At 61.5% G+C, this 14392-nt stretch carries 17 protein-coding genes; 2 read left to right on the forward strand and 15 right to left on the reverse strand.

The annotated features are described in order from the left end of the window. Positions 1-73: 73 nt before the first annotated feature. On the reverse strand, positions 74-985 hold the full coding sequence (locus MacB4_RS01570) for a LysR family transcriptional regulator (protein ID WP_206864137.1): 912 nt from the start codon (positions 983-985) through the stop codon (positions 74-76). Positions 986-1122: 137 nt separating this feature from the next. Next, complete coding sequence (locus MacB4_RS01575; RefSeq protein WP_206864138.1) at positions 1123-1899, reverse strand: MBL fold metallo-hydrolase; 777 nt, start codon at positions 1897-1899, stop codon at positions 1123-1125. A 121-nt stretch (positions 1900-2020) separates the two neighbouring features. Here MacB4_RS01575 and rpoN point away from each other — a divergent pair, with 121 nt between their 5' ends. Then, on the forward strand, positions 2021-3409 hold the full coding sequence (gene rpoN / locus MacB4_RS01580; RefSeq protein WP_206864139.1) for an RNA polymerase factor sigma-54: 1389 nt from the start codon (positions 2021-2023) through the stop codon (positions 3407-3409). Positions 3410-3503: 94 nt separating this feature from the next. On the opposite strand, the gene MacB4_RS01585 is transcribed toward rpoN, so the two are convergent. The 13 genes from MacB4_RS01585 to MacB4_RS01645 form a co-directional block, all read right to left on the reverse strand. After that, the gene (locus MacB4_RS01585; RefSeq protein WP_206864140.1) at positions 3504-3971 is read right to left on the reverse strand and encodes a hypothetical protein; all 468 of its coding nucleotides are present in this window, start codon (positions 3969-3971) and stop codon (positions 3504-3506) included. Positions 3972-4229: 258 nt separating this feature from the next. Beyond that, on the reverse strand, positions 4230-5438 hold the full coding sequence (locus tag MacB4_RS01590) for an ISL3 family transposase (RefSeq protein ID WP_206864141.1): 1209 nt from the start codon (positions 5436-5438) through the stop codon (positions 4230-4232). A gap of 197 nt (positions 5439-5635) precedes the next feature. Then, complete coding sequence (locus tag MacB4_RS01595) at positions 5636-6109, reverse strand: hypothetical protein (RefSeq protein WP_206864142.1); 474 nt, start codon at positions 6107-6109, stop codon at positions 5636-5638. Positions 6110-6353: 244 nt separating this feature from the next. After that, positions 6354-6821 (reverse strand): hypothetical protein, encoded by a 468-nt coding sequence (locus tag MacB4_RS01600; protein ID WP_206864143.1) that lies wholly within the window; start codon positions 6819-6821, stop codon positions 6354-6356. 244 nt (positions 6822-7065) lie between these two features. Beyond that, positions 7066-7533 (reverse strand): hypothetical protein, encoded by a 468-nt coding sequence (locus tag MacB4_RS01605; protein WP_206864144.1) that lies wholly within the window; start codon positions 7531-7533, stop codon positions 7066-7068. Positions 7534-7777: 244 nt separating this feature from the next. After that, positions 7778-8251, reverse strand: coding sequence for a hypothetical protein (locus MacB4_RS01610; RefSeq protein ID WP_206864145.1), 474 nt, complete (start codon positions 8249-8251; stop codon positions 7778-7780). A gap of 244 nt (positions 8252-8495) precedes the next feature. Beyond that, entirely contained in the window at positions 8496-8969 is a 474-nt protein-coding gene (locus tag MacB4_RS01615; RefSeq protein WP_206864146.1) for a hypothetical protein, read from the reverse strand. 197 nt (positions 8970-9166) lie between these two features. Next, complete coding sequence (locus MacB4_RS01620; RefSeq protein WP_206864147.1) at positions 9167-10291, reverse strand: hypothetical protein; 1125 nt, start codon at positions 10289-10291, stop codon at positions 9167-9169. Between the two features lie 57 nt (positions 10292-10348). Then, positions 10349-11209, reverse strand: a complete 861-nt coding sequence (locus tag MacB4_RS01625) for a hypothetical protein (RefSeq protein ID WP_206864148.1) — start codon at positions 11207-11209, stop codon at positions 10349-10351. Then, positions 11206-11772: a hypothetical protein gene (locus tag MacB4_RS01630; protein ID WP_206864149.1), complete on the reverse strand. Its 567-nt coding sequence runs from the start codon at positions 11770-11772 to the stop codon at positions 11206-11208. The genes MacB4_RS01625 and MacB4_RS01630 overlap by 4 nt, the downstream gene beginning before the upstream one ends. 90 nt (positions 11773-11862) lie before the next feature. Further along, positions 11863-12432, reverse strand: coding sequence for a hypothetical protein (locus MacB4_RS01635; RefSeq protein ID WP_206864150.1), 570 nt, complete (start codon positions 12430-12432; stop codon positions 11863-11865). Then, complete coding sequence (locus tag MacB4_RS01640; RefSeq protein ID WP_206864151.1) at positions 12429-13427, reverse strand: hypothetical protein; 999 nt, start codon at positions 13425-13427, stop codon at positions 12429-12431. The genes MacB4_RS01635 and MacB4_RS01640 overlap by 4 nt, the downstream gene beginning before the upstream one ends. An 8-nt stretch (positions 13428-13435) precedes the next feature. After that, complete coding sequence (locus MacB4_RS01645) at positions 13436-13855, reverse strand: hypothetical protein (RefSeq protein ID WP_206864152.1); 420 nt, start codon at positions 13853-13855, stop codon at positions 13436-13438. A gap of 140 nt (positions 13856-13995) precedes the next feature. Between MacB4_RS01645 and MacB4_RS01650 the strand changes: the two genes are divergently transcribed. After that, a complete protein-coding gene (locus MacB4_RS01650) occupies positions 13996-14352 on the forward strand; it encodes a hypothetical protein (protein ID WP_206864153.1) in 357 nt (118 codons plus the stop codon). Positions 14353-14392: the final 40 nt, after the last annotated feature.

A 14392-nucleotide genomic window follows, 5' to 3' on the forward strand; every position in this document is an offset into this window, starting at 1 on the left:
GGTCCCCCTTCTTGCCGCCGTGCGGTCGCCCAGCTCGAGGGGAAAACCGGCGTGCCGCGCTCCTCCTCGGCCGCTACGCACTGGAAGAAGACCGGAACGCCCTCTGGTAGTCCTCCCCGCTTCCTGGCCCGGCCGCACCGGAGAATCGGAAGGATTGCAGGATCCTCTCGACCAGCCGATCTGCCGCCGGGGAGGGTTGCCGGCTGCGGCGTAGCACGAACTCAAAATCGGGCAGAGGCGGTAGGGACTCCGCCGCGCCAAGCGGCCTGAGAGTCGCAGGAAGATGATGCTCGGGAAGGATCGTCACCGCAAGGCCGGCGCCTACCGCTGCGAGGATTCCTGCGGTGCCCCCACTCTGGGCCACGATCGTCCACGACCGACCGGCCCGATCGAGGAGCTCCAGCGCCAGCTGCCGCCACCGGCAAAACGGGGGATATACCGCCAGCGGCACCGGCCGTTTTGAATCCAGCGCCATCTCCGAGCCCGCCACCCAGACGCGCCGCTCGCGGAAGAGAGCGACGCCTTCCCCCTCGCCGATCTCATGGCTGACCACGGCGAGCTCCAGCTCCCCCGCCTCGATCAGGGCTTCGATGTCGGGGCCGATGCCAAGCTCGATCTGTAGGCGGATCCCCGGGTAGGCCGCCCCGAATCGATCCAGCAACGGGGACAAGGCGCGGAGATCGAAATATTCCGGCATCCCGATCCGGATCGCAGGGAGGCGATCGAGCCCGAGACGATGCTCGGCTTCCCGAGAGAGCTCGAGCATGCGCCGCGCGTAGGATAGGAGAACTTCGCCGCATTGCGTCAGCTCGATCCCATGGGCACTGCGTCGGATGAGCCGCGATCCGACCTGCTCTTCCAGGCGCTTGATGTGAAGGCTCACGGCCGATTGGGTGAGATTGACTGCGCGAGCCGCCTTGGTGAAGCCGCCCAACTCGCAGACGGTGGAGAAGGTTCGCAAGAGAACGATGTCGTAAAGAATCATCCGGTCACTACGCCGAGCTTATCCCATCCGGACATTGGTGCCCAGAGAATCGACGTCTGCTCGCCCAGCCGATCGGCGGGGCGGGCTGCCCGGAGGCGGGAAAGAGGAATCCCGCACGCTACCCAAGCCCGGGAAATTCACTCCCAGCAGAGCGGAGGCGAGGGGGCATGCTCCGTCCAGACGTGGACGGCCAGAGGCGCAAGCTTCTCCCGCTCCAGGTGATCCCGGATCGCCCGCTCCACCAGCTCGGGCCGGTTGCAATCCTCGCTCAGGTGGCCCAAGACGACCGCCTCGAGCTTGCGTTGAGCCATCTCGGCCGCAATCTGCGCCGCACTCTCGTTGGAAAGGTGACCGTGCCGGGAGAGGATCCTCTGCTTGACCGACCAGGGCCGCCGGGAGTCGGCCTGGAGAAGGGCGAGATCGTGATTCGCCTCCAGGAGCAGGGCTCGGCAGAGCCCGATCTTCTCCAAGACCAGGCGCGTGGCGTAGCCCAAGTCGGTCAGCACCCCGATCGTTCCGGCGGAATGATGAAAGAGGAAGCCCACGGGGTCCGCCGCGTCGTGGGGGACGGGGAAGCTTTCGACTTCCAGGTCTTCGAGCTCCAATCGGGAGGCGGTTTCGAGTCGCCGCCAGTCGATCCTCTCTTCCTCGCCGAGGGCAAGCCAGGTCAACTCGTTGCAGTACAAGGGAAGAGAATGGCGCTGGAGGAAGACGCGCAAGCCGCGGGAGTGGTCGGCGTGCTCATGCGTCAGGAAGACGCCCGCAAGGCTGGCCGGCTCGACGCCGGTTGCCTGAAGGCGCTCCTCCAGGCGGCGAGCGCTGATCCCCGCATCGATCAGCCACCGGCCCCTTTCGGTTTCTAGCAAGGCCGCGTTCCCGCTGCTGCCGCTCGCCAAGATCGTGAGCCGGAGCATGAACCGGAGTTAGCCGAAAGCCGGAGCAGAGGCGAGCCCAAAGGGCGGCAGGGATGCTCCGAAGCCGGCGGAGGCCTCTTTTTCTCCTGGCGGGAGCGAGGTCGGGTGATTAGCATAGTCTGTGCCTTCTCTAGGGCTTTTCCAATCGGTCCGGCTCAACCAGTCCCTTTCGCCGCAGATGCAGCAGTCCCTGGCGCTGCTGCAGGCACCGGCGATCGAGCTGCGCTCGGCGATCGCGCAGGAGCTGCTGGCCAATCCCGTCCTGGAAGAGGAGCTTGAGCTGGACCCTCCCGACGAGGGGCGGGAGAGCTCCCTGGAGGCTCTCGCCGAGACCGAGGAGTCATGGCGGGAGTACTTGGGGCCTACCGAAGCGAGGGTTGGGATTGCGGAGGATTCCGACGAGAAGCGCCAGTACTTCTTCGACTCCCAGGCGGTTCCCGAGACGCTGCGCGACTTTCTGACCCGCCAGCTCACGGCCTCGACCGGGGATCCGGAGCTGCTCCGCACGGGAATCGAAGTGATCGGGAACCTGGACGACCGCGGCTACCTGCGCATCGATCTCGACGAGGTGGCGGCCGTCGCCGAGGTTCCCCTGGAAAGAGCCGAAGAGGCTCTCCAGATGGTCCAGGGCTTCGACCCGGCGGGGGTCGCCGCTCGCAGCCTGAAGGAGTGCCTGCTGATCCAGCTCCGCCGCCAAGGGAAAGGAGAGGAAGTGGAGGCAATGATCGTGGAGAACCACCTGGAGCTCCTCGCGCGACGGAAGTATCCGGAGCTCGTGAAGCTTCTCCATGTCTCCCTCCCCCGCATCGCGGCTGCCGCACGCCTCATCCGCACGCTCCAGCCCAATCCCGGAGGCAGCTTCCGTCGCACCGAGAGGGAGGCGGTCATCGAGGTCGATCTCCGAGTCGAAAGGGTCGACGGCAAGTGGACGGTTCTCGCCAACGAAGCGGCGATCCCCCGGCTGCGGATCAGTGGAGCCTACAAGGACCTCCTCCACGCCAACGGACAGGATCCGGGCCTCCGAAACTACCTCAAGGAGAAGATCCGATCCGGCCGATTCCTCCTCAAGTGCCTGCGCCTCCGTCAGCAGACGCTCTCCCAAGTCGCTTCGGCGGTCGTCGACTGCCAGACGGACTTCTTCGACCACGGGCTGAGCCGCCTCCGACCGCTCACCATGGGTGAGATCGCCCGCCGCGTGGGGATTCACGAGACCACCGTCAGCCGGGCGATCGCCAACAAATATATCGAGACCCCTCATGGGATTTTCGAGCTCAAGTACTTCTTCCGTCCCGGCTATCAGACGGCCAAGGGAGATCTCCTCTCCAATCAGACGATCAAGGCGGCCATCGAGGAGATGGTGCGCAAGGAGGACCCACGCAATCCGCTCTCCGACCAGGATCTCGTCGACGCCTTCCGGGAGAAGGGAATCGTGCTCGCCCGAAGGACGGTGGCCAAGTATCGAGCCGCTCTTAAGATCCTTCCTTCACATCTGCGAAAGTCGGCGGCCTGACTCGGTTCGCCCAAAGACGATCTCGACCGATGCGGGGTGAGCGTCCGCAGGATGCAACCAGCTCGCTCGCGGGATGTCGCCTGCTTGTGGCTTCCTACCTCGCGGGGACGTATCTTCTCCTCGAACCTTCCTCGATTGCCTTTCGCTCTTCGGGCGTATAGGGCGGGACATCGTCCTTTGGCAAAAGGCCCAATTGCTTGTAGGCTTCGATCCATTCTGGAAAATAGGCATCTAACCGCCCGACAATTGCGTATTCGGGTATCGGACGCGAGTTATAATAAGTTCTCCGAGTTAACCGCCTCACTTCCTCAATTCCCCGGATTTGGATCTGCTTCTCGATCCACAGCTTGGCCATCTCGGTTGCCTCGGGCAAGCTTAAGCCTAACTGCGTCCACGCGGGTTGACGATCGCCAAAGGGCTCAGACCACCATGGGACCGTAAGCTCATCCCTTTCTATCCGGACAAAAACGCGCTCTCTCCCAATGCCATGGCGTTCGGCGCGGGGATCCCACATGCAGATCTCGTACCAGCTCACCCCGTCTTTGGCGACGATGTGGCCCATGATCAGCTTCGGTTTTCGCCAAAACAAGTGGTCCCAAAAATCCTCAGGGATGTCGGAGGGCCTAGAGGAGGGGGAGAGGGGGCCCGCCAAGCAGACTGGCGCCATCGTAAACGAGAGGAGCACGGTGGCTGCGAGGGCTCCGCGCCAAAGCCAAGAACCACGTATTGATCCATGATGGCACATGGAGATCAGCGCCGGTGTTAGTAGGCTGAAACCCAAAAGCAGGTAGCGCATCCCCTGCTTCGCCTCTTCGCTGTTTCAAGTGGGTAGAGCGGGAAGATCGAGCCGCAGCTTTCCGGCTTTGAGGAACGCGGCAATTCTTAGGTAGCGGAAGCTCCGAAAGCCTCTGGCCATCCTTTTGGCAAGCTGGATCAGCCCGTTGATCGCTTCGATGGTTCCGTTGGTGATCCGGCTCTGGAGAAAGGCGATGATTCCCCCCAGATGCTCTTTGATGGTTTTGGAGAGTCTTCGGAAGGGGGCAAGCCGACTGCGATCCGCCCACCGGAACCACCAGCGGAGCTCTTGGGGATCCTCCTGGGAGAGGATCTCTTGGAGAGCCTCCCGCAACCCAATGGCTCTTCCCAATCGAGGATAGGCGGCGCAAAGGGAACTCCGCAGACCCTTCTGCTCCTCGCTTCGCGTCCATTCGTTGCCTCGAAGTGCCCAGAGGCTTCCTTTCGGCAGCAACCCTTGACGCCCGAACTCCTTGCGCACCTGGTCGACCGCCTCTCCCGCCATCTGCATGACAGGGAAATGATCAAAAATCCTCTCCGCCTTCGGAAAAAACTCCCGGGCTCCAGAGATGTAGGAGGGGCTCATATCCATGCAGATCGCTTCGATCTGCCCCGGATCGGCATTATGTTCCTTCATCTCCTTGGCGAAGGCCCCCAGAGCCTCCTTTCCTCTCCCCTCGGCAAGGAAGAGCAGCTTCCGGCTCTCCGCATCGGTAACGACCGTCACGTAACGGTGGCCCCGCTTGCTACTGGTCTCATCCACCAGGATCTTCTTGACCTCGCTCCAGTCCTCGCGTCGGTAGGCCTTTTCCACGTAGTGCCCCAAGACCCGCCAGAGCCGGGTATCTTGCTCCTTGAGCATCTCCGCCATCGCGGAAACCGACATCTCCCGGGAAAGCATCAAAATGACCGCCTCCATCATGAGAGTAAACCCGCTCCCCGCCCTGGCCCAAGGAACCTCCACCAGCCGAACTCCATGCTCCGGACAGTCGATCCGAGGAACCCGAGCGATCAACTCGGTCCGGTACTGCCAGAAGTTCATGTGCCTCCACCGCTTCTCCACCGTGTCGTGTACGGGGGAAGCTCTTCGACATTCCGGACAGGGAAACCGATGACCTTGCTGAAAATCGAGCCAGATCTTCAGAGTGTGCTCCTTCGCGGAGAGCTCACTCCGGCTCACCTTCCATTCCGAACCCAGTTGCAGCGCCGCAGCAAAAAGCTTGTTCGCATCCATCCCGCAAGCATCAACCAGGCAGCCCGGTCTGGCAATCCGCCGTCAAGGAGGATCGACGAAGTCGAAGTGTCCTTGACGGCTTCCTCTCTCCCCAAAAATCCGTCGAAGACGGATGGCAAGAGCCCCGCTTCTTGCCATCCCTTAACCGAAATCCGCTCCCCCCTTACCCACTCAATTCAGCGAGGAGCCCCTGCTTCTCATTCCCTCTCCGCAGGAACATATCTTCTCATTGCATTTTCCTGAAATCTCTTCCACTGCTCAGGTGGAAGAGGCGGGACATAGTCCTTTGGCAAAAGGCCGAGTTGCTTCCGAGCTTCAAGTTCTTCTGGAAAATAGGCAGCTAACCGCCCGACAATTGCGTATTTAGGTATCGGACGCTGGCTATAATAAGTTCTCCGAGTTAACCGCTTCACCTCTTCAATTCCCCACATTTGGATCTGCTTTTCGATCCACTGCTTGGCCATCTCGGTTGCCTCGGGCAGGGTTAATCCGAGCTGCGTCCATGCGGGTTCCCGATCGCCCAAGGGCGCAGACGACCAAGGAACCGTAAGGGCACCCTTTTCAATGCGGACAAGAGCGCGCACCCTTCCAGTGCCTTGGTAGTTAGGATCGGACTCCCACATGCAGATATCGTACCAGCTCACCCCATCTTTGGCGACGATGTGGCCCATGATGACCTTCGGATTTCCCCAAAATAGCTGATCCAAAAAAGCCTGAGGAATATCCGGTGGCTTTGAGGAGGGGGAGAGCGAATCCGCCAAGCAGACCGACGCCATCGTAAACGAGAGAAGCAGAACGGCGGCGAGGACCGCGCGCCCAAGCCAAGAACGACGTGTTGACCCATAAGAGCCCATGGAGATCGGAGCTGGCACAGGCACTTAGACTCGACGGTTAGATACCAATCTCATCTCTTTCCTATTGCAGTGGGACATATTTTCTTCTTGACTCTTCCTCGATTGCCTTTCGCTCTTCGGGCGTAAAGGGCGGGACATAGTCCTTTGGCAAAATGCCCAACTGCTTGTAGGCTTCGATCCTTTCTGGAAAATAGGCGTCGTAAGACCGGAAAAGCAAGCTTTTGAGTGACGGGTGCGCTTCGTAATAGGCTCTCCGAGTTAACCGTCTCACATCTTCACTTCCCCGGATTTGGATCTGCTTCTCGATCCACTGCTTGGCCATCTCGGTTGCTTCAGGCAGGGTTAATCCGAGCTGCGTCCAGGCTGGCTCATAATTGCCAAATGGAGCAAACCACCAAGGGACCGTAAGGGTATCCTTTTCAATCCGGACAAAAACCCGCTCCCATCCAATGCCATGGCGTTCGGGACTCGGATCCCACATGCAGATCTCGTACCAGCTCACCCCGTCTTTGGCGACGATGTGGCCCATGATCACCTTCGGATTTCCCCGAAATAGCTGATCCCAAAAGTCCTGAGGAATATCCGGTGGCTTTGAGGACGGGGAGAGGGAGTCCGCCAAGCAGACCGACGCCATCGTAAACGAGAGGAGCAGGGTGGCTGCGAGGGCACCGCGCCCAACCCAAGAACGACGTGTTGACCCATAAGAGCCCATGGAGATCGGAGCTGGCACAGGCACTTAGACTCGACGGTTAGATACAAATCTCATCTATTTCCTATTGCAATGGGACATATTTTCTCCTTGACTCTTCCTCGATTGCCTTCCGCTCTTCGGGCGTAAATGGTGAGACATAGTCCTTTGGCAAAAGGCCCAATTGCTTGCGAGCTTCAATTTCTTCTGGAAAATAGGCATCGTAAGACCGGAAAATCAATTTTGTGAGTGACGGGTGCGCTTCGTAATAGGTTCTCCTGGTGAACCTCTTCACCTCTTCAATGCCCCGGATTTGAATCTGCTTTTCGATCCACTGCCTGACCATCTCGGTTGCCTCGGGCAAGCTCAAGCCCAATTGCGTCCACGCGGGCTCATAATTACCGAATGGCGCAAACCACCAAGGGACCGTAAGGGCGCCCTTTTCAATCCGAACGAAAACCCGCTCTTTTCCAGTGCCTTGGTATTTGGGATCAGACTCCCACATGCAGATATCGTACCAGCTCACCCCGTCTTTGGCGACGATGTGGCCCATGATCACCTTCGGTTTTCCGCGAAATAGCTGATCCCAAAAATCCTCAGGGATGTCGGAGGGCCTAGAGGAGGGGGAGAGGGGGCCCGCCAAGCAGGCCGGCGCCATCGTAAACGAGAGGAGCAGGGTGGCGGCGAGGGCACCGCGCCCAAGCCAAGAACGACGTGTTGACCCATAAGAGCGCATGGAGTGCAGCGCCGGTGTTAGTAGGCTGAAACCCAGAAGCAGGTAGCGCAGCCCCTGCTTCTCATTCCCTCTCCGCAGGAACGTATCTTCTCCTGGAACCTTCCTCGATTGCCTTTCGCTCTTCGGGAGTAAAGGGCGGGACATAGTCCTTTGGCAAAAGGCCTAATTGCTTGCGAGCTTCAATTTCTTCTGGAAAATAGGCAGCTAACCGCCCGACAATTGCGTATTTGGGTATCGGACGCTGGCTATAATAAGTTCTCCGAGTTAACCGCTTCACCTCTTCAATTCCCCACATTTGGATCTGCTTCTCGATCCACTGCTTGGCCATCTCGGTTGCCTCGGGCAGGGTTAATCCGAGCTGCGTCCACGCGGGTTCCCGATCGCCAAAGGGCTCAGACCACCAAGGGACCGTAAGCTCACCTTTTTCTATCCGGACAAAAACGCGCTCCCATCCAATGCCTTGCTCTTCTGGACTCGGATCCCACATGCAGATATCGTACCAGCTCACCCCGTCTTTGGCGACGATGTGGCCCATGATCACCTTCGGATTTCCCCGAAATAGCTGATCCCAAAAGTCCTGAGGAATATCTGGTGGCTTTGAGGAGGGGGAGAGCGAACCCGCCAAGCAGACCGACGCCATCGTAAACGAGAGGAGCAGGGTGGCGGCGAGGGCTGGGCGCCTAAGCCAAGAGCGGCGTGTTGACCCATAAGAGCGCATGGAGTGCAGCGCCGGTGTTAGTAGGCTGAAGCCCACAAGCTGGTAGGGCATCCTCTGCTTTTCATTCCCACTCCGCAGGAACGTATCTTCTCATTGCATTTTCCTGAAATCTCTTCCACTGCTCAGGGGGAAGAGGTGGAACATAGTCCTTTGGCAAAAGGCCGAGTTGCTTCTTGGCTTCGATCCTTTCTGGAAAATAAGCAGCGCATGCCCCAGTGATCCCGTCTTCGGGTGATGGAGGCGAGTCATAATAGGTCCTCCTGGTTAACCGCTTCACCTCTTCAATTCCCCACATTTGGATCTGCTTCTCGATCCACTGCTTGGCCATCTCGGTTGCCTCCGGCAGGGTTAATCCGAGCTGCGTCCATGCGGGTTCCCGATCGCCCAAGGGCGCAGACGACCAAGGAACCGTAAGGGCACCCTTTTCAATGCGGACAAGAGCGCGCACCCTTCCAGTGCCTTGGTAGTTAGGATCGGACTCCCACATGCAGATATCGTACCAGCTCACCCCATCTTTGGCGACGATGTGGCCCATGATGACCTTCGGATTTCCCCAAAATAGCTGATCCCAAAAAGCCTGAGGAATATCGGGGGGCTTTGAGGAGTGGGAGAGCGAACCCGCCAAGCAGACGGATCCGATCATGAGTAAAAGGAAAAGAGGAGCGGCGAGGACCGCGCGCCCAAGCCAAGAGGGGAACATGGGATCCAAGGAGTCCAGGGGAGTGTTCGTCTTCATTTTAGTAGGGGGTTGGGATCTGGCCAAGGGCCGACATAGCGAAAGTAGCGAATATGCTTCTCCGAAGCGGTGCCTTGATAGCCTTGAACGCTCGAATACCACGATTCTACCCGGCTTAGTGGGATTCTTGTCCAGCCGGGATTTGGTGGAAGGTTTGCGCCAGGGGAAACATTGGTCGATACGGTGTCCAGTTGTCCACTCTCTCCCTTGTCGATCAGGCCGATGTGACCAATATGCAACCTTCTATCTGTGTCCACATACTCCGGTATCACGAAGGTATCCCCGGGCTGGACCGCCGATCGAGGGATTTCGACAAAGTTGGGGCTGAGCTTGGAGAGATCGCCGTCTGCCAACTGTTTGGACTCTTCGGGGAACCACGCTTCGGGGAATCCTGTCGAAAAGAGATCGCTGTATCCGGTTGTCGAGGAGAAGTGGATGTCAGGCATGACGGAGTTATAGACCAGGAGGTAGGGCTCTGGCACGACATGCGATGTCATCTGCATCCGAAACCAGCCGTTCAGGCAGACGACGGGTTTAGGTCCGGGGTTTTCCTCCGCCGCATGGAGGTTGGTGAGCAGGTCGGTCGTATAGGGCCCGTTGGTCGGCGGAGCAGGTGCCTGCTCCTCCATGGGTGGCATGAGTGGGGGAAGGTCTCCGGAAGGGAGACCCGACTGGCTCGTTTCCTCTGCGGGGATGGGGGGATCACCCATGGCGTTCACCCAGGCCGGGCGATTCGAGAAGTCGTTTCTAAAGTCGGGCGAGGCCGCCTTGAGTTGAGCGGCTTGGAGCTGCTGGAGCTCGCTTCGGGTCGGCCAGCGGGCCTTCTTGAGGTTCGGCGGGTCGGTGTCGTTCTGGCCGTGCGCATCGGAGGAGTCGGCGCCATTGGCGGAGCTGTTGGTGGCTGGCGGTTGCGGCGGAGCGGGTGGGGGTGGGGGATCAGGGCAGCAGGCCTGAGAGGGAGCGGGAGTGGCGCTGGAAGGATCACCGGGGTTAGGCTCGGCTACCTGGGCCGGCGCAGGAGTCAAGAGGATGAGCCAGAGGACGGTGGTCTGGAGCGGAAGCTGCGCAAAGGTCGTGCGGCGCAGGGAAGGAGCGCTTGGCATCGCGTGGCGGATCGGCATCTGAGGATCCCCCGTTTGGATCGGTGCGCTTGCGCCAAAGGCGCCAAGGAGAATCCCCTACTCGATGGCTTGGAGCCGCTGGGCCTCCTGAGCCGCCTTCTTGGCTCGAGCCAGTTGCTCCCGGAGCGCCTTCTCGGTCGCCTTCCGCTCTGCTTGGAGCGCGCGCTCTGCGTCACGAAGCCGGCGATGGAGTCGCTTCTCCTGCGCAAGGATCTCCTTCTGCTCTTCTTTCTGCCGGGCGAGCTTCTTCGCCAGGGCAACGAGCTTCCTGTCCTCGGCGGAGACAGAGGCTCTGGCCGTGAGTATTTTCTTGGGAGACCGTGGTCGATCCTCGGACGCAACGGATCGCTGCGGGGATGGCCGAGGATGGATCGCCTCTTGCAGCGGAGCCGCGGTGGACGGCTTCACGGGCTTTGTCGGGGGAGGGGGAGAGGGAAGCAGGGACGCCGAGCCGCTCTTTTTCTGGCGGAAGGCGCTGGGCGGAGCCTCGGCTTCCCCAGCGGACGAGAGCCGGTGCACGACGAAGACGCCATCCAAAGAGTCGAGCGTGTAGCCGTTGACTCGGGCGCCGGCCTTCGCCATCGACACCGGGTCGAGATCGTAGAAGACCGAGCTGACCGTCCCTTGCACCTCCGGGGTGGGGATGTAGTTGGCTCCGGCGCGTTGGGCCATGGCCTGAAGGAAGGCGTTCAGTGGCATTCCAAGAATGTGATAGGCCCTCGACGGCCCATCGTCATCCGGCCTCTTGAGGGAGCTCTCCCGGGAAAGGGACCCTGCGCCCTGTCCCGGGCGGAAATCGAGGTCGAACTGCTTGGAGGGCTCGGGAGGATTGCGCCATCGGCTGCCCTGTCCGGAAGCGGGAATGGGCAGGAGCGGCAGGGCACTGAACCAGAGCAGGAATGGGAGGAAGGATCTCATCGCTCGGAAGGAGAAGGATCGACAAAGACCTCGTTGGGCGGCATTCCCGATCCGCTGTTCGCGCGGGGCCATGGGACGCGGACCTCCGTCCGTTCCTCGTCTCGAAGCACGAGGCAGTGGCGATCGATCTGCGCGACTTGCGCCTTGCAGAGGCCCGATGGCGTTCGAATGACCAGCTGGTCGCCGGGATGGTAGACTCGGCCTCCCACGATGACCTCTTGGCCCTCCAGGTATCCCCAGATCGGCAAGTAGGGAGCGAGGCTCGCGAGGGAGAGGGCATGGTCTCCGCTCCGCGCCGATCCGGTTTCGAAGGCACCGCTCGCCGGGAGCCCGAACGCGTCGACCCCCCCGGGAGGGGGGAGCGGAACCTGGTTCACCGGCTTTGGCGCAGGGTCCAGAGGGTGGCTTCGCGGGACCGCCGCACGCTCGCCAGGAAGGACGCTCGCCGGCTCCGCTTGCGCTGCCGCATGGGTAACCCTTCCGATTTCCCGGCCGCTTCTTCGACTGGGGAGGAAAAGAAGGAGGAGCAGCACGCCGATGAAGGCCAAGAGAACGAGGGTCATCCGCGAAGGCGGCGCTCTTTTGACGGTGGGCCGATCGACACTGGGCTCGTTCGCTGGAGCGCTCTGGTTCATGGCGGAATGGGGGGTCTCTTAGGGTCTCACACGGAGGTCGGACGGCCGGACGTGGAGCGTCGTGAGCGGAGGAGGCGCTTCCGGAGCGGGGAGAGCCGAGGAGAGGGGGAGTCCTTCCGTTTGCGTCCACGGGCGAAAGGAGATTTCCGCACGCAAGCTTCCCACTCGGGTTCCCGGCGGACATCCAAGGAAGAAGCGAGCCGGCACCAGATCGGGAAGCTCGCGGTCGCAAAAGAGAAGAAATTCGACCGCAGCCTGCGAACGGCACTCCGCCTCCATGAGGATCCCTTCCGGGGCCTGGATCAAGCCGACCAGCCGAAAATCATCCCTCCGCCGTTGGAAGCGGGTTACCGTATCGACGAGGCGGGTTTCGACCGATCCACCGGTGCGCTGCTCCCACTGCGCAAGGCGCCATCGTGCTCCTTCGATCTCCTGGGAGTGAAGGTGAAGAAAGGCTTTGGCCTCTTCGCCCTGCCGAGAGTGGGCCGCGCGCCGAGTCGCCTCTTCCGGGATCCATCGGACCAGCCCGAGAAACAACAGGCTGAGCGCAAGGGAGGAGACAAGAAAGAGGAGTGGGCGGAGGGTCATCGCAGATCCTCCCAGCGCAAGGGCGCGATCAGGGTCGCCCGAATCGGCTCCGCCGCTTGGCTGCCCCCCCCATCCAGTGAATCGGGAATCTTGAGCCCGGTCGGATTGAGCCGGATCTTCCGTCCCGTGCCCCGCTCGAGGGCTAGGCCGACCATGGCGCCGAAGGTCGCCAGCGCCCCCATGCCGTCGGAATCATAGCTGCGGATCCTGATCTGAATGCGGCCGGCCTGCGTTGCCGTTGGGGCGATCACCTCCATCTCATCGACAAGAAGCGCCGGCACGGAGGAAAAGGCGACCGCCGCCACGATCGGCCCAAGCCGGGTCCGCGCCGCCAGCTGGTTGTCGAGAGCGTGGGCCCCTTCGAGAAGCCTTTCGCTCTCTTGGCGCAAACGGATCGCCTGGCTCGCCTCGGCTCCGGCTTGCCACCACGAGGAGGTCGCAAGCGCCGGCAATGCCTTGGCCGCCAGATAGCAGAAGCTCGCCCCGAGCAAGGTCCAGCCGGCCAGCCAACCCAACCGGTCAACCGAAAAGCCCCTCAAATCCACGAGAGGGCGAGCAGGGGCTTCCGCCTTGGCTTGCCCATTTTTCCCGGCCGAAAACCCTCCCAACGTCCCGAAAAGAAGCGGGGGCCTTCTCTTTTCAGTCCGAAGGGAGGGTCCGATCGGCAGAGGGGAGCTGCTCTTCTGGGTGCGAACGAAACAGGAAGCGGGAGGGTCCGGCGCAGACGGGTGCACCGGGGCGCGGGTCTCGTCGGTTTTCGGAGAGCCCTCCCGGGAATCCGGATGATGCGCCGATGCCTCCCCCGAAGGGGGGAGGCTGCTGACCGGAGCTTCTTGCGGAAGGGGAGAGCGTTCGCCCGAGTCCCCACTCGCCCTTTCCGCCGCAAAGGCGGGGGTCAGGCGCCGCGCGCTCCCGGCACCGGGTGTCACTGCATCGGCTTCGGCGGCTGCTGCCGGAAGGGTCCCGTCTTGGCTCATCATTCCGTTATTCTTCATAGGACGCCCTAACGCTTCGGCGCGGGAGCCTCCCGGGGAATGCGCGCGTTGCTCAGCGTTGCCCAATAGACTCCGTCGTCCTCGATCACGTTGCCGGTTGCCGGGACAAAGAGCGCCTTAGGATCGACTCGCAGCCCGTCGACGACGTAGCGGGGAGGAAGCGATTGGACGAAGACCCGCTCGGAATGGAGCTCGGTTCCCGCCGGCAAGACGCAGCGGCCATGCAGGCGAAGCGGTTCGGTGAGGACGAAGCCATAGCGGGAAGGACGGACCCGGACCGGCTGGGAGGAGAGCATCGGATCGCTGGGTCGGCAGGGGAGGTCGACGGGGCAGGCGGGCGCAAAGGCTACCTGGGGGCCAGTACGACATCCGGCCGAGGCGAACGCTGCGCCCGCGACGCAGACGAGAGCGATCGGGATCCTTCTCATACTCCTCTTTGCGCTTGGTCCGTTCACTCCATCCCCTAGGACATCGGGACCGCGAGTCGGCTGCCCTATGAACAAGGAAGATGGCCAAGGGCAAACGAAGCGCTGCCAAGTCACTCCGCCCCGCACTTTGGGAGCGGGGGATGGCGAGCCTATCCGAAGTTATGATCCTGCTGGCCCTTTCCCTCGCGCTTGCCGGACGCGCGGGCGACCTCCTCTTCCTGCTTCTCTATCCGGCCTGGTGCGCCTTTTGGGAGTCGAAGATCCGTTCCCGGCCCATTCACTGGCTCCTGCGGTGGAGGCTTGAGCCCTTCGGCCGATTTACGTTCGTGCGGTCGCTGGCGCGCGGACTTCTCCGCCCGCTTTTCCCTTTCCTTCACCTGGGGTGGCGCCGGGTCACCCTCTTCGACTTCTGCACCCGCTGTCGCTGGGCCGTCTGCGCCGGTTGCGGCCAAGCCTCTCCTCCCGTCGCCGCACCGAATCCGGCAGGGCACCGGTAGCGCGCCAGCGGCGAAAGAAGCCTCTCGCTTGACCGGATCG

This window comes from Methylacidimicrobium sp. B4 (assembly GCF_017310545.1).
In the GTDB taxonomy this organism is placed as follows: domain Bacteria; phylum Verrucomicrobiota; class Verrucomicrobiia; order Methylacidiphilales; family Methylacidiphilaceae; genus Methylacidimicrobium.